Source organism: Streptomyces sp. Ag109_G2-15 (genome assembly GCF_900215565.1).
In the GTDB taxonomy this organism is placed as follows: Bacteria; Actinomycetota; Actinomycetes; order Streptomycetales; family Streptomycetaceae; genus Streptomyces; species Streptomyces diastatochromogenes.
Window position 1 is genome coordinate 1,216,317 of record NZ_OCNI01000002.1, and the last position, 15,177, is coordinate 1,231,493.

Consider the following 15,177-nt stretch of genomic DNA (forward strand, 5'->3'; position numbering starts at 1 on the left):
AAGTACTGGGGGCAGGTTAGCGTTCGAAGGGCAGCACAGGTCCTGCGGTGTCACAGACCGTAGACGCGCACCGCAGTGTCCTCGAAGAGCGCCTTGGTCTCCGCTTCGCTGAGATCCGCAGTCAACTCCCGCCCGAGGGCATGGATGTCCGCGTAGCCGGCCACGAGAGTGCACACCGGCCAGTCGGAGCCGAACATCAGGCGGTCGGGGCCGAAGGTCTCCAGGGCGGTGTCCGTGTACGGGCGGAGGTCGGCGGGTGTCCAGGAGACGGGGTCGGCCTCGGTGACCAGGCCGGAGAGTTTGGCGACGGTGTTGGGGAGGGCGGCCAGGGTGCGCAGGGCCATGGACCAGGGTTCGTGTTCTCCCGAGGCGATGGGCGGCTTGCCCAAGTGGTCCAGCACGAAGGTCAGTTGGGGCAGTGAAGCTGCCGCCTCGGCGCAGGCCGGGAGTTGGCCGGGCAGGACCACGAGGTCGTAGACCAGGCCCGCTGCGGCCGCGGCGGCCAGGCCGCGCTGTACGTCGGCCCGTAGCAGCCACTGCGGGTCGGGCTCGGCCTGGACCTGGTGGCGGATGCCCTTCAGGAAGGGGCCGCCGGGGAGTTCGCGCAGGCGGGCCAGTTCCTCGGCGATGCCGGGGCGGGTGAGGTCGGTCCAGCCGACCACGCCCGCGACGAGGTCGCGACCGGCTGCCAGGGCCAGGAACTCGGGGGTCTCCTCGGGGACGGTGATCGTCTGGACGAGGACGGTGCGGTCCACTCCGGCCGCCCGCGCCTCGGGTTCCAGGTCGGCGAGGGTGAAGTTCCGTCTCAGCGGCTGGAGTTCGGGGCCGTTGATCCAGTCCTGGTCGCGGACCGACAGGTCCCAGACGTGGTGGTGGGCGTCGACGGTCACGGCAGCTCCCAGACGACGGGCAGGGAGTCGTCCGCGCCGGCCCGCGAGTAGTCGTGGACGACGTCGAGCAGCTCGGCCATACGGGCCTGCCAGGCAACGTTGACGGGCAGCTGTTCCAGTGCGGCGAGGAGGCGACCGTAGTCCTCGCACTCGAGGAGGTGGAAGAGGTCGGTGCCGCTGCGCCAGATGGTCCAGGAGGTGGCTCCGGCGGCGCGGATGGCGTCGGTCAGTGCCTGCGGGACCTCGCGGTGGGCCGCCTCGTAGTCGTCGATGCGGTGGGCGCGGACCTTGGTGTGCAGGGCGACTCTCATGACGGCTCCTCGGGTGGCAGCAGACCGGTGTCGCGCAGTTCCCGCCAGAAGGCGGCCGGGACCGGGGTGGTGAACTGCTCGGCGCAGTCGTGCACTTCGGCGGCGGAGCGGGCCCCGGCCAGGACGCTCGCGACGGCCGGGTGGGCGGCGCAGTAGGCCAGGGCGGCGGCGCGCAGGGTGATGCCGTGCCGACCGGCGACCGCCTTCATGCGGAGGGCCCGGTCCAGCAACTCCTCGGGCGCACGGGTGTAGTTGTACGTCGAATCGGGCGTCGGATCCGCGAGCAGGCCCGAGTTGAAGGCACCGCCGATGACGACCGACACGCCCCGCGCGGCGGCCTCCGGCAGCAGCTCGGCCGCCGCGCTCTGGTCGAGCAGGGTGTACCGGCCCGCGCAGAGCACCACGTCCACGTCCGTGTCGCGGACGAAGCGGGTGAGCATCTCCGTCTGGTTCATGCCCGCGCCGATCGCGCCCACGACACCTTCCGAGCGGAGCTTCTCCAGGGCGGGGTAGCCCTCGCGGAAGGCCTGCTCGGCGTGGTCGTCGGGGTCGTGGAGGTAGACGACGTCCACCCGGTCGAGGCCGAGCCGGTCCAGGCTCGCCTCCAGCGTGCGGCGGACGCCGTCGGCGCTGAAGTCCCAGACGCGGCGGTGGTCGGCGGGGACGGCGAAGCCGTTCGCCAGGTCGTCCCCGGTGCCGTCGGCGGGTTCCAGGCGGCGGCCGACCTTCGTGGAGACCGTGTACGCGACACGGTCGTAGGCCCGCAGGGCCGCGCCCAGGCGCCGTTCCGACAGGCCGAGGCCATAGTGGGGCGCGGTGTCGAAGTACCGGATGCCCCGCTCCCAGGCGGCCCGCACCGCCTCGTACGCCTGCTCGTCGGACATCGGGGTATACAGGTTGCCGATCCCGGCGGCGCCGAAGCCCAGCGGGCCGACCTCGACGCCGCTGCGGCCCAGGCGGTTCACCGGCCCGCCGGGCGCAGCCTGAGGCCCTGCATGCCGCCGTCGACGGCGAGGGCGGTGCCGGTGGTGGCGCCGGAGAGGGGGCCGGCCAAGTAGGCGATGGCACCCGCTACCTCGGTCGGCGAGACGAGGCGGCCGGTGGGCTGGCGGGCCTCCAGGGCGGCGCGCTCGGCGGCGGGGTCGGGGGCCGCGTCCAGCAGGCGGCCGACCCACGGGGTGTCCACCGTGCCGGGGTTGACGCAGTTGACGCGGATGCCCTCGCGGACGTGGTCGGCGGCCATGGCCAGGGTCAGGGAGTACACGGCGCCCTTGGTGGCGCTGTAGAGGGCGCGCTGCGGAAGGCCGGCGGTGGCGGCGATGGAGCAGGTGTTGACGATCGCGGCGTGCCGGGAGCGGCGCAGGTGCGGGAGGGCGGCGCGGGCGGCGCGGACCATGCCGAGGACATTGACGTCGAAGACGCGCCGCCACTCCTCGTCGTCGTTGTCCTCGACGGTGCCCTGGACGCCGATGCCGGCGTTGTTGACCAGGACGTCGAGGCCGCCGAGGGCTTCGGCGGCCTGTGCCACGGCGGTACGCACCGAGGTGTCGTCGGTGACGTCCGCCCGGTAGGCCAGGAGGGGCTTGTCCACCGCGGACGGGTCCAGGTCGAGCACCGCGACCTGGGCGCCGCGTGCGGCGAGCAGGTCGGCGGTGGCCCGGCCGATCCCGGAGGCGCCGCCGGTGACCAGGGCCCTGAGGCCCTCGAAGTCGCTCATGCCGCCTGTCCCTTCTGGGTGTCGGGGTCGGCGGCCCAGAACGTGCCGCCGGGGTAGGTGTACCGCGCGATGGACTCCGGGCGCATGGCCGCCGAGAAGCCGGGCGTGGTGGGGGCGGTGTAGTGGCCGTCGCGGATCACCACGGGGGTGAGGAAGTGCTCGTGGAGGTGGTCGACGTACTCGATGACCCGGTCCTCGGTGGTGCCGGAGACCGCCAGGTAGTCGAACATCGACAGGTGCTGGACGAGTTCGCACAGGCCGACCCCGCCGGCGTGCGGGCAGACGGGGACGCCGAACTTGGCGGCGAGCAACAGGATGGCGAGGTTCTCGTTGACGCCGCCGACGCGGGCGGCGTCGATCTGCACGATGTCGAGGGCGCCGGCCTGGAGCATCTGCTTGAAGACGATCCGGTTCTGGACGTGCTCGCCGGTGGCGACCTTGACAGGTGTCACCGCGCGGCGGATCGCCGCATGGCCGAGAACGTCGTCGGGGCTGGTGGGCTCCTCGATCCAGTACGGGTCGAACTCGGCGAGGGCCGTGGTCCAGGCGATGGCCTCGTCCACGTTCCAGCGCTGGTTGGCGTCGACGGCGAGGCGGACGTCCGGTCCGACGACGGCGCGGGCGACCCGGCAGCGCCGTACGTCGTCCGCCAGGTCGGCGCCCACCTTGAGCTTGATCTGCCGGAAGCCGTCGGCGACGGCCTGGGCGGCGAGCCGGGTGAGCTTGGCGTCGTCGTAGCCGAGCCAGCCCGGGGAGGTCGTGTAGGCGGGGAAGCCGCGCTCCAACAGCCGGGCCCGGCGGTCCGCCTCGCCCTCCCTGCCGCGTCTGAGGAGGTCCAGGGCCTCCTCGGGGGTGAGTGCGTCGGTGATGTAGCGGAAGTCGATCTGGCGGACCAGCCACTCCGGCTCGGCGTCGGCGAGCAGCTGCCACAGCGGCTTGCCGGCCCGCCGGGCGGCGAGGTCCCAGACGGCGTTGACGACGGCCCCGATCGCCATGTGCATCACGCCCTTCTCGGGGCCGAGCCAGCGCAGCTGGCTGTCGGCGATCAGGTCCCGGAAGAGCGAGCCGGGGTCGGCGCAGACCTCCTCGACCGGGCGGCCGAGCACATGGCCCCGCAGCGCGTCGATCGCGGCGACCTGGACGTCGTTGCCCCGCCCGATGGTGAAGGTGAACCCGTGCCCCTCGTGCCCGTCGGCGGCGTCCGTGCGCAGGACGACGTAGGCCGCCGAGTAGTCGGGGTCCGGGTTCATCGCGTCGGAGCCGTCCAGCTCGCGCGAGGTGGGGAAACGGATGTCGTGGGTGTCGACCGCGATGATGCGGGCGGGGGCCTCGGGCACTGAAGTCCTTTCGGTCGGGGGGACGGTGGGGGCGGGGAGTCAGTCCTGGGCCCGGCCCGTCGTCACGCGGGCGATCATGAGGGCGACGAGGATGATCCCGCCGTAGATGGCCTGGATCCAGAACGACGGCACCTGCGCGAGGGTCAGCAGGTTCTGTACGACGCCCAGCAGGAGGACGCCGGTGAGGGCACCGGCCATGGTGCCCTTGCCGCCGTCCAGGCTGATGCCGCCGATCACGGCCGCCGCGAACACGGTGAAGATCATGTTGTTGCCCTGGTTGGCGCTGATCGCGCCGACGTAGCCGGTCTGCAGGAGGCCGCCGACGGAGGCGAGGACACCGGCGACGACGAACACCCCGAGCATCACGCGCTCGACGCGGATCCCGGCCGCACGGGCCGCGTCCGCGTTGCCGCCGATGGCGTACAGGGCGCGCCCGACGCGGTGGTAGCGCAGGACGAGCCCGGTGACCGCGAAGGCGAGCGCCGCCAGCCACACGGACATCGGGACGCGCAGGAACGTCGTGGTGGCGAGGGTGAAGAACGCGTCGGGCATCCCGAACAGCGTCTTGCCCTTGGTGGCGCCGACCAGCAGTCCGCGCAGGATGATCAGCATCGCCAGGGTGACGATGAAGGCGTTGAGCTTGAACTTCACCACGAGGATGCCGTTGAGGGCGCCGATCGCCGCGCCGACGACGAGGATCGCGACCAGGGCGAGCGCGGTGGGCCACTCGGTGCCCCAGCCGGACTGGGCGGCGGGCAGGACGAGCAGGGCGCCCACGGCGGGGGCGATGCCGACGACCGATTCGAGCGACAGGTCGAACTTTCCGGTGATCAGGACGAGCGACTCGGCGAGCACCACCATGGCGAGGGCCGCGGAGGCGCCGAGGATGGAGATGATGTTGCGCTCGGTGAGGAAGGAGTCGTTGACGAAAGCGCCCAGCACCATCAGCAGCAACAGGGCGGGAACCAGGGCGAGTTCGCGGGCCCGGCGGAGCAGGACGGCCTTGGCCGAACGGGCGCCCGGGACCGGGACGGGAGTGAGCGGCGGGGCCTTGGTGTCAGCCATGGTCGATCCGTCGGCCATAGTCGATCCGTCCGCCATGGTCGATCCGTCAGCCATGGTCCACTCCTTCGATGGAGGCGATCAGCTCGTGGTCGTGCCAGCCCGCCGGGTGCTCGGCGACGATCCGGCCGTGGAAGAGGACGAGGACACGGTCGCAGCGGCGCAGGTCGTCGAGTTCGTCGGAGACGACGAGCACGGCGGTGCCGTCCTCGCGGGCGCTGTCCATCCGGGCCAGCAGCGACTCCTTGGACTTCACGTCGACGCCCGCGGTGGGGTTGATCAGGACGAGCAGCCGGGGGTCGGAGGCCAGGGCGCGGGCCATGACGACCTTCTGTGCGTTGCCGCCGGAGAGGTCGGAGACGGGCTGGTCGGGGCCCTCGGCGTGGATGTCGAGGCGTGCGATGAGGTCGGTGGCGACGGCGCGTCGGCGCTGGGTGCCGACGAAGCCGTAGCGGCCCAGGCGGCCGAGGACGCTCAGGGTGGCGTTGTCGCCGATGCTCATCCCGGTCACGAGGCCCTGCTCGTGCCGGTCCCGGGGCACGCAGCCGACACCGGCCCCGAGTGCTGCCTGGACGTCTCCGAACGGGAGTTGGCGGCCGTCGAGCCGGGCCGTGCCGCTCGTCGGGGTGTGCAGTCCGGCGAGGGACTCGGCCAGCTCGATCTTCCCGCTGCCGCTGGAGCCGGCGAGTCCGACGACCTCGCCGTGGCGGACGGTGAGGTCGATGTCCCGGTACGACTCCGACGACAGCCCGCGCGCTTCCAGGGCGACCGGCGCGTCGTCGGCCACCGTGTCCCGCACGGTCGCCGCCTGCTCGGCGATGGTCTCCCCCGCCATGGCCTCCACCAGGGCCGCGCGGGGCAACTCGGCGACCGGGGCGGTGGTGATCCAGCGGGCGTCGCGCAGGACGGTCACCGTCTGGCAGACCTCGTACACCTCCTGGAGGTGGTGCGAGATGAACAGGAAGGTGACCCCGGAGTCCTGCAGGGCGCGCATCCGGCTGAACAGCCGCTCGATCTCCCGGTTGTCGAGCTGGGCGGTCGGCTCGTCCAGGACGATGAACCGCGCGCCGAAGCTCAACGCCCGCGCGATCTCCACCATCTGGCGGTCCTCGACCTTGAGGTCGCCGGTGCGGACCTCGGGGTCGACGTGCACGTCCCAGGTGGCGAGCAGGTCGGCGGCTTCACGCCTGAGCCGACGCCAGCTGATGAAACCCCGCTGGAGCGGCTGCCGGTTGATGAACAGGTTCTCGGCGACCGTCAACTCCGGTACGACCGTGGGCTTCTGGTACACGCAGGCGACCTTGCGGCGCCAGGCGTCCCGGTCGGCGAGCGCGGGTGCGGGTTCGCCGTCGAAGCGTACGGTGCCCTCGTCCGGGGCCTGGAGTCCGGTGAGGACGTTGACCAGCGTGGACTTGCCCGCGCCGTTGCGGCCGACGAGGGCGTGGGACTCGCCGGGGAGGACGGTGAGCCGGCCGTCGGCGAGGGCGACCGTGGGGCCGTACCGCTTGACGATGCCCTCGGCTTCAACGAGAGGTGCGCTCATTTGACCGTGTTGCCCCAGAGCTTGGGGTCGTCGACGTTGGTCTTGGTGACCAGGGGCGCGGGCAGCTGGTCCTCCAGGATGCCGCTGGGCAGCTTCACGATGGTCGAGTCGTGGTCGGTGGGACCGGGCTTGAACGTCTTCCCCTCCATCGCCGCCTTGATGTAGTACATGCCGTACCGGGCGTAGGCGTCGGCGGGCTGGGAGACGGTGGCGTCGATCTCGCCCTTGCGGATGGCGTCGAACTCCTGCGGGATGCCGTCGTTGGAGACGATGACGATGTGGCCCTTCTGGCCGGCCGTCTTCAGCATGCTCTTCGACTTCAGGGTCTGCAGCGTCGGCGCGAGGTACACACCGCCCGCCTGCATGTAGATGCCCTTGAGGTCGGGGTTGGCGTTCAGCAGCGTGTCGAGCTTGGCCGCCGCGGTGTCGGACTCCCATTTCGCCGGGATCTCCAGCACCTTGAGCTTCGGGTACTTCTTCTTCACGCAGGCCCGGAAGGCCTCGGAGCGGTCGCGGCCGTTGACCGAGGCGAGGTCGCCCATGATCTGCACGACCTTGCCGCTGCTGACGTGCTGCCCGAGGTAGTCGCAGGCCTTCTCGCCATAGGCAACGTTGTCCGCGCGCACCACCATGGCGACCTTGCCCTTGTCGGGCGCGACGTCCACGGCGACGACCGGCACGCCCTTGCGTTCGGCCTGGTCGAGTCCGGCCTGGATGGCGGCGCTGTCCAGGGGCGCGACCACCAGTCCCTTCACACCCTGGTTCAGCTCGTTGTTGATGTCGGTGATCTGCTGCGAGGGGTCGCTGTTGGAGTTGACCGTCTTCAGCGCGTCGACGCCCACGGACGTGGCCATCTTGGGCACGTAGTCGTTGTACGACTGCCAGAACGGCGAGGTCAGCAGGGGCAGGATCACCCCGACCTTGCCCGTACCGCCCCCGCCCGCGGCACCGGAGGCGCCGGTGTCCTTGGTGCTGCCGCACGCGGTGAGCAGCAGTGCGGCGCAGGCGGCCAGGGCCGCCACGCCGGTGATCCGTGACCTGTTCTGCTTCCTCGCTGTTCTGACAGGCATCTCGCGGCTCCTCGTCGAGGGTGTTCGAGCAGATGCCTGGATACTTATCAGACCACTCCGGCGCCAGAACACCCTCCGGCGCCAAATTTTCCGCTCTTCGATGCATAGTGGTCCGACCATTCCGCTGGTTAGACTGCGACGCACCCAGCGACGGGAGGAACGGCGTGGACGACGGAGCCCCGCAGAAGGGCACGGTGACCCAGCGCGCCATCGAGCGGATCAAGACGATGATCGCCGAGGGCCGCCTGGAGCCCGGCCAGCGCCTGCCCACCGAGCGCGACCTGGCGGCCCAACTGGGCATCTCCCGCAGCTCGATGCGCGAGGCGATCCGCGCGCTGACGGTCCTGGGCGTCCTGGAGGCCCGGCACGGTTCCGGTATCTACGTCACCGCACTGGAGGCCGGCGACCTGCTGGAGACCTTCGGCGTGGTCGCGGACCTGTCCCGGGGCCCACGGCTGGTGGAACTCCTGGAGGTGCGCCGGATCCTGGAGTCCACGGCGACCGCGCTCGCCGCGGCCCGCATCACCGACGACCAGCTCGCCGAGGTGGAAAAACACCTGGCGGCGATGAACGCCACCGACGACCCCGAGGAGATCCTCGCCCACGACCTGGCCTTCCACCGCGAGATCGCGGCCGCCGCGGGCAACGAGACGATGGCGGCCATCCTGGAGGGCCTGTCCTCCCGCACCTTCCGCGCCCGCGTCTGGCGCGGCTACCAGGAGGAGGGCGCCTTCACCCGCACCCGCCGCGAACACGCCGCCATCCACCGCGCCCTGGCCGCCCGCGACCCGGAGGCGGCACGGGCGGCGGCGGCCGCGCATGTGGGAGAGGTCGAGGAGTGGTTGCGGACGCAGCTCGGGGGCTAGCGCCTGGGCCGACGGTCCCGGCAGGTGACGGGCTCAGGCCCGCCGCAGCCGCAGTGTCATCAGTTCGAACGGCCGCAGTCGTACGGTGATCCGGTCGCCGTCCCGCACGGGCGGCTCGGCCTCGCCGGTCGGCCGTTCCAGCAGGTCCGTCACGGTGAGGTCGGTGAACGGGAAGCCGGCGGTCAGGGTTGCCCGGGCCCGGGCTCCATGGGCCTCGTGGAAGCGGACCACCACGTCGCCGCTGCCGTCGTCGGCCAGCTTCACGGCCGTGAGGACGACCGCCTCGTTGTCCACGGTGACCAGCGGGGCGACCTCGCCGGCACCGGTCGTGCGCCGCTCGGGCAGGTTGATCCGCCAGCCCTCCCGGACCGCGTCGGCGATCCGGGCGCCGGGGATCAGGGCGTGCCGGAAGCGGTGGACTCCCTGGTCGGTCTCGGGGTCGGGGAAGCGCGGGGCGCGCAGGAGAGATACCCGAAGAGTGGTGACCGTGGTGGTCGTACCCCGGTCGGCCGCGGTGCGGACCGTGCGGGTCACGTCGTGGCCGTACGTCGAGTCGTTGACGACGGCGACGCCCCAGTCCGGTTCCGTCAGATGGACGAAGCGGTGGTTGCAGGCCTCGAACTTGGCTGCCTCCCAGGAGGTGTTGGTGTGGGTGGGGCGGTGGAAGTGCCCGAACTGGGTTTCCGACGCGTACCGTTCGGCGTGCAGGTCGAGCGGGAAGGCCAGCTTCAGGAACTTCTCCGTCTCGTGCCAGTCGACCTCCGTGTCCAGCACCAGGCGCCGCTCCCCCGCCGGCAGCGTCAGCATCTGGGTGACGCGGGAGGCGCCGAAGGACCGTACGATCCGTACCGATGCGCCGTCCTCGCCCGCCGTCACCGAGTCGGCGTCCGTGAGGTCCGTGACCGTGTTCCGGTAGAACTCGTCCACGTCCCAGGCGTCCCACATGTTGGGGAAGTCGGGGTGGAGCTGGAGGAGGTTCGCGACGGTGCCGGGGGCGATCGTCTCCCGGTCGGCCTCGATGTCGTAGGCGGAGACGACCAGGCCCCGGGCGTCGATCTCGATGCGTAGCAGGCCGTTGTCCAGGACATGGCCGCCCTCCGGGCGTGGGGCATGCGCGGTCGCGCCCAGCGTCCGTGGTGTCGCCGCCCCGCCGGCCGGGACGCCGGCGCGCGCGTGCGGGGCGGCGTTGAACACCAGGGGCGTCTCCCCCTCGCCCGCGAGCGCGCGCTGCGCGGCCTCGATGACGCCGTTCAGCTCCGCGGCGATCCGCTCGTACGTCGCCCGGGCCTCCCGGTGCACCCAGGCGATCGACGAGCCGGGCAGGATGTCGTGGAACTGGTGGAGCAGGACCGTCTTCCAGATCCGGTCCAACTCCGCGTAGGGGTAGGGGAATCCGGTGCGTACGGCGGCGGTGGCCGCCCAGAGTTCGGCCTCGCGCAGGAGGTGTTCGCTGCGGCGGTTGCCCTGCTTGGTCTTCGCCTGGCTGGTGAGGGTGGCGCGATGCAGTTCGAGGTACAACTCGCCGACCCAGACGGCGGGTTCGGGGTATTCGGCCTCCGCCTTCTCGAAGAACGCCCTCGGTGTCTCCCAGACGACGGTCGCGGAGCCTTCGAGGTCGCGCAGCCGGGCCGCCTTGGCGACCATCTCGCGGGTCGTGCCGCCGCCTCCGTCACCCCAGCCACTGGGCGCGAGCGAGTGCCGGGCCTTGCCCTTGTCCTTGAAGTTCCTTGCGGCGTGGGCGATTTCGCCGCCCTTCATCGAGCAGTTGTAGGTGTCGACGGGCGGGAAGTGGGTGAAGATCCGGGTGCCGTCGATGCCCTCCCACTGGAAGGTGTGGTGCGGAAACTTGTTGGTCTGCGACCACGAGATCTTCTGCGTCAGCAGCCACTTGGAACCGGCCGCCTTGATGATCTGCGGCAGCCCGGCGGCGAAGCCGAAGGTGTCGGGCAGCCAGGCCTCCTCGTTCTCGATGCCGAACTCGTCGAGGAAGAACCGCTTTCCGTGCACGAACTGACGGGCCATCGCCTCCGAGCCGGGCATGTTGGTGTCCGACTCGACCCACATCCCACCGGCCGGTACGAACCGCCCCTCCGCCACGGCCTTCTTCACCCGCGCCCACACCTCGGGCCGGTGCTCCTTCACCCAGGCCCACTGCTGCGCCTGCGACATGGCGAAGACGAACTCCGGCTCGTCCTCGATGAGCGCGGTCATGTTGGACGTCGTACGAGCCACCTTGCGCACGGTCTCGCGCAGCGGCCACAGCCAGGCGGAGTCGATGTGCGCGTGCCCGACCGCGCTGATCCGGTGGGCGGACGGCACGGCGGGCGCGGACAGGACAGCGGTCAGCTGTGCCCGGGCCCGGTCCGCCGTGCCGCCCACGTCCTGCAGGTCGACGGCGTCCAGGGCCCGGTCGACGGCGCGCAGGATGTCCCAGCGGCGCGCGGAGTCCACCGGCAGCTCGGCCATCAGCTCGCCCAGCACCTCCAGGTCCAGCACCAGCTGCCACACGGTCTCGTCGAAGACGGCGAGGTCCATGCGGGTGAGCGTGTACTGCGGCTCGTGCCCGGCGGTGTCCTTGTCGCCGAGCCAGGTGGGCCGGAAGGGGTGGTAGTCCAGGATGACCGGGTTGGAGGCGGCCTCGATGTGCAGGCGCACCTCCTCCCCGCCCGCGACGGGCGCGCCGACGCGCACCCACTGGTTGCGCGGGTTGAGGCCCTTCACCGGGGTGCCGTCGGGCCGGTAGACCAGGCCCTCGCACTGGAAGCCGGGCATGTTCTCGTCGAAGCCCAGGTCGAGCAGGGCCTCGACGGTCCGGCCCGCCCAGGCCTCGGGCACGGTCCCGGTCACCCGGAACCAGCTGGTGCCCCACGGAGCACCCCACCGGGCGCCCACCTCGATCGGCACGGGCTCGGCCGCCAGTCCCTCCGCGACCGGCACCGGCTCGCCCGGCGCGTGCCAGACCGCGACCTCGAGCGGCACGGACTCGGGGTACACGGCGGGACGGATGCGTTCGTCGAGGACGCGCCGGAGGCGGGCTTCGACCAGATTGCGGTCGTCATGCATGCGGGGTGCTCCCTGCTGGGTTCCGGGTGATTACCAGGTGTGGGTGACGGTCACGGGAGTCGAGGCGTTGTACAGCTCCCCCACCGAGCGCACTTCGAATCGTGCGGACGTCTCTCCCGGTGCGGGTTGCAGGCCGGCGACGAAGTAGGCGCGCTGGCAGGTACCGCCGAGGAAGCGGCGGGTGCCGTCGGGCAGGACGCGGTGCAGCTCGTAGTGGCGTGTGGCTGACGCCATTACTTCGTTGACGGGGCCGGGCGCGGCGCTCCAGGCGAAGCGCAGGTCGCCTCCGGAAGCGGCGGTGATGCGCAGGTCGGAGGGGGCGGCGGGGGCCGGCGCGGTGTCGCGCACGGCCAGGCCGCCCAGCCGCCACCGCACGGCGCCGCCGTCGGGTGCGGTGAGGCGGACGCCGAGGGCGTGGATCGTGCCGGACAGTCCGCTGAGCCGTACGGTCGAGGTCTGCCAGGTGTTGACCGAGTTCACAGGCAGATAGGTGTACGGCGGTGTCGCACCGGCGCCGCTCGGCTCGGCGGTGGCGACGGCCAGCTCGACGTTCACGCTCCCGGCATCGGTCCGATGCGTCAGCTCGACAACCGTGTCAACACCGACAGGCAGCCGCGTCGCGTACAGGTCCACCACCACCGGTTGATCCGGTTCACCAGCGACGAGCACGCTGCTCCCGCCCCGCCACGCGTCCGCGAAGTCGAAGGAGACGGCCGGCCGCTGCCCCGCCGTCCGCACGACCCACCGCCGCGACGGCAGCCGGTCCTGCAGCCCGAGGTGGTTCCAGGCCGCGTCCGAGGTGACGGCCCCGTCCTCGTACCACCGCAGCCCGTGCCCGGTGTTGAACACGCTCGCGAACGGCACCGACGACACCGTCGACCGGTCCGCCACCGACACCGCCGGCGCCCGCCACGGGTCACTGGCGTCGGGCCGCGCCGGATCCAGCGACCGCCCGCTCCAGAACCGGTCGTCGGCCGCGTGGAAGTCCTCCGGGGTGCGCTGCCCGGCGGGCAGGTGGTTGCGGGTCCACTCGGGCCGGTAGAAGCCGATCGAGGTGATGTGCGCCTTCCCGGTCGGCACGATCGCGTCCCAGTTCACCGACGAGCCGGACCCGTTCGACTCGACGTCGACGCCCGCCCACAACTCGTAACGGCTGCGGCCCAGTTGCGCTGCCTTGGTCCCCGAGGAGGCGAGGGTCGCCGCGCTCCACCGGAAGTCGACGAACATGTCGTCGGCGGCCTGGAAGAAGGCCTGGTTCTGGCTGTTCAGCGCGCCCTGCCAGCTGACCGTCCCGTTCACGGTCATCGCGTCGTACCAGGTCACCCGCTGCCCCTTGGCCGCCGCGAGCGCCTTCAGCTCCTTCACGAACCCGAGCATGGCGGTACCGAGCGCGGTGTTCCCGCCGCCGGTCTCGGCGTTCACGAACCAGCCGTCGAAGCCGTACGCGGCCGCCACCGCGACGAGTTGCGCGGCGAGCGGGTAGTGCCCGGAGGAGTCCTTCTGGACGAGGTCGCGGGTCCACTGGAGCTGGCCGCCGTAGGCGGTGGGCGGAAGGAAGATGTTGCCGAGAACGGGGACACCGTGCCGGTGGGCCGCGTCGACGATCGGCGCGTTCGGCGCCAGGATCAGCCCCTCGCCCGAGGAGCCGCCCCAGAACACCAGCTCATCGAGGTAGGCCCAGTGGGTGAGGGCGTAGTAGTCGGCGGTGGCCGACCCCTGGGAGGGGTTGCTGGAGGTGGGCCCGAAAGAGACCAGGGACTGGATCCGGGCCTGCCCCGAGCGCGCGGTGGCGTTGGCCGGGGTCGGGGTGAAGCGGGCGGCGAGCGGCACGGACGCGGCGTTGAAGGCGAGGTCGGCGTCATCGGCCGCACGCCAGGCCTTCAGGCTGCGCCAGGTGATACCGGCACCCGGGCTGCCGGAGGGGAAGGAGTCCGGGTACCAGTACGAGGCGTACGGCGGGGTGGCGGCGGCCTTGGGACGCGGGACCGCGAGGGCAGGCGTGGGCAGCAGGGCCGCGGCGGCGCCGGCGATGAGGACGGTACGTCTGGTGGGGTTCACGAGCGGGTGCCTCCTTGTGGGGTGGGGAGTACCTGGTCGGGAGTGACGACTTCGGTGATGGCGCGGGCGTCGAGGTGTTCCTTGTCGTCCGTGCGGGTGTCCAGGACGGTGGTGGGGCGGGCGCCGTCGGCGACGAGCCGGAAGAAGGCGTCGAAGACGGGCCCGCCCGGGGCGCAGCGGGAGCGGTGGGCCGGGTCGGCGGGTACGACGAGGGCGGTCCCGCGGGCGGAGGGGGGCTCATGGTGCGTACGAGCCGCGTCGGCCAGGACGCGGGCGGTGTCCTTGGGTCGCCGGTCGTTGGTGAACAGCCCGAGGCCGTACTCGAGTGCGGGGAAGTCGGCGAGTTCGCGGGAGACGTCGTACGAGCACCACCAGGTGATGCCCCACAGGTCGGGGCAGTCCAGGACGTTCCGCACGGTCGCCTCGGTGAAGGCGGCGGCGTGCTCGGCGGGGACGAGGGGTGCCGGTGCGCCGACCTCCTGGAGCCAGACGGGCCGGTGCGGCTCCTCGGCCCAGGCCTTGCTCAGCTCGACCAGGTAGGCGGCGTGGTGCTCGGCGGGTACGGAGGTGCGGCCGTGGCGCTGGGCGGTGCCGTTGAACACCCAGGAGTGCACGGCGGTGACGGCGCCGAGGCGGGCCGAGTGGCCGGGGGTGAAGGGCTGGTCGTCCTGGTACCAGGCGGCGTCGTACGAGGCGTGCAGATGCGGCCGGTCCGGGGCGCCCTCGGCGCAGGCGGCGAGCAGCCGGGTGAGCCAGCGCTCGGCGTCCTCGGCCGTGATGCGGTCGGGGTCGGGGTGGGGTCCGGCGGCGAACTGGTTGACCTCGTTGCCGATGGTCATGCCGATGAAGTTGGGCCGGTCGGCGAGGGCGGCGGCGAGGGTGCGCAGGTATGCGGCCTGGCCGTCGACCACGTCCGGGTCGGTGAAGAGGTTGCGCCGGTGCCAGGTGCGGGTCCAGGCGGGCAGGAAGTCGAAGCTGCTCAGGTGACCTTGCAGACCGTCGACGTTGACGTCCAGACCGCGTTCGGCAGCCGCGTCGGCCAGTCGTACCAGGTCCTCCACGGCGCGCGGGCGGATCAGGGTGCGGTTCGGCTGGAAGTAGGGCCACAGCGGGAAGACGCGGATGTGGTCCAGGCCGAGGGCGGCGAGCGCGTCGAGGTCGGCGCGTACGGAGTCGAGGTCGAAGTCGAGCCAGTGGTGGAACCACCCTTCGCTGGGCGTGTAGTTGACGCCGAAGCGCACGGCAGGGGGCATGCGGTGT

At 71.8% G+C, this 15,177-nt stretch carries 12 protein-coding genes; 1 reads left to right on the forward strand and 11 read right to left on the reverse strand.

The annotated features are described in order from the left end of the window. Window positions 1–50 precede the first annotated feature (50 nt). From CRP49_RS41880 to CRP49_RS41915, 8 genes are read right to left on the reverse strand one after another with little or no spacing between them, the layout of a single operon-like run. Complete coding sequence (locus CRP49_RS41880) at window positions 51–890, reverse strand: amidohydrolase (protein ID WP_097258591.1); 840 nt, start codon at window positions 888–890, stop codon at window positions 51–53. Further along, window positions 887–1,201, reverse strand: coding sequence for an L-rhamnose mutarotase (locus CRP49_RS41885; RefSeq protein ID WP_097258592.1), 315 nt, complete (start codon window positions 1,199–1,201; stop codon window positions 887–889). Before CRP49_RS41885 ends, CRP49_RS41880 begins: the two co-directional genes overlap by 4 nt. Then, window positions 1,198–2,166 carry an aldo/keto reductase gene (locus tag CRP49_RS41890; protein WP_097258593.1) on the reverse strand — a complete coding sequence of 323 codons (969 nt, stop codon included), beginning with the start codon at window positions 2,164–2,166 and terminating at the stop codon, window positions 1,198–1,200. Before CRP49_RS41890 ends, CRP49_RS41885 begins: the two co-directional genes overlap by 4 nt. Continuing rightward, window positions 2,163–2,918 carry an SDR family NAD(P)-dependent oxidoreductase gene (locus CRP49_RS41895; RefSeq protein ID WP_097258594.1) on the reverse strand — a complete coding sequence of 252 codons (756 nt, stop codon included), beginning with the start codon at window positions 2,916–2,918 and terminating at the stop codon, window positions 2,163–2,165. The genes CRP49_RS41890 and CRP49_RS41895 overlap by 4 nt, the downstream gene beginning before the upstream one ends. Next, complete coding sequence (locus CRP49_RS41900) at window positions 2,915–4,255, reverse strand: L-fuconate dehydratase (RefSeq protein WP_097258595.1); 1,341 nt, start codon at window positions 4,253–4,255, stop codon at window positions 2,915–2,917. The genes CRP49_RS41895 and CRP49_RS41900 overlap by 4 nt, the downstream gene beginning before the upstream one ends. 39 nt (window positions 4,256–4,294) lie before the next feature. Then, window positions 4,295–5,320 (reverse strand): ABC transporter permease, encoded by a 1,026-nt coding sequence (locus CRP49_RS41905; RefSeq protein WP_097259315.1) that lies wholly within the window; start codon window positions 5,318–5,320, stop codon window positions 4,295–4,297. Between the two features lie 46 nt (window positions 5,321–5,366). After that, complete coding sequence (locus CRP49_RS41910; protein WP_097258596.1) at window positions 5,367–6,860, reverse strand: sugar ABC transporter ATP-binding protein; 1,494 nt, start codon at window positions 6,858–6,860, stop codon at window positions 5,367–5,369. After that, on the reverse strand, window positions 6,857–7,930 hold the full coding sequence (locus tag CRP49_RS41915) for a sugar ABC transporter substrate-binding protein (RefSeq protein WP_097258597.1): 1,074 nt from the start codon (window positions 7,928–7,930) through the stop codon (window positions 6,857–6,859). The genes CRP49_RS41910 and CRP49_RS41915 overlap by 4 nt, the downstream gene beginning before the upstream one ends. A 164-nt stretch (window positions 7,931–8,094) precedes the next feature. On the opposite strand from CRP49_RS41915, the gene CRP49_RS41920 reads away from it, so the two are divergent. Beyond that, window positions 8,095–8,796 carry a FadR/GntR family transcriptional regulator gene (locus CRP49_RS41920; RefSeq protein ID WP_097258598.1) on the forward strand — a complete coding sequence of 234 codons (702 nt, stop codon included), beginning with the start codon at window positions 8,095–8,097 and terminating at the stop codon, window positions 8,794–8,796. Between the two features lie 33 nt (window positions 8,797–8,829). Here CRP49_RS41920 and CRP49_RS41925 read toward each other — a convergent pair whose 3' ends face one another. The 3 genes from CRP49_RS41925 to CRP49_RS41935 are packed head-to-tail and all read right to left on the reverse strand — an operon-like array spanning window position 8,830 to window position 15,170. Continuing rightward, the gene (locus tag CRP49_RS41925) at window positions 8,830–11,859 is read right to left on the reverse strand and encodes a glycoside hydrolase family 38 C-terminal domain-containing protein (protein ID WP_097258599.1); all 3,030 of its coding nucleotides are present in this window, start codon (window positions 11,857–11,859) and stop codon (window positions 8,830–8,832) included. 30 nt (window positions 11,860–11,889) lie between these two features. Further along, window positions 11,890–13,917 (reverse strand): endo-beta-N-acetylglucosaminidase, encoded by a 2,028-nt coding sequence (locus CRP49_RS41930; protein ID WP_097258600.1) that lies wholly within the window; start codon window positions 13,915–13,917, stop codon window positions 11,890–11,892. Further along, window positions 13,914–15,170: a glycosyl hydrolase gene (locus tag CRP49_RS41935; protein WP_097258601.1), complete on the reverse strand. Its 1,257-nt coding sequence runs from the start codon at window positions 15,168–15,170 to the stop codon at window positions 13,914–13,916. Before CRP49_RS41935 ends, CRP49_RS41930 begins: the two co-directional genes overlap by 4 nt. Between the last annotated feature and the right edge of the window lie 7 nt (window positions 15,171–15,177).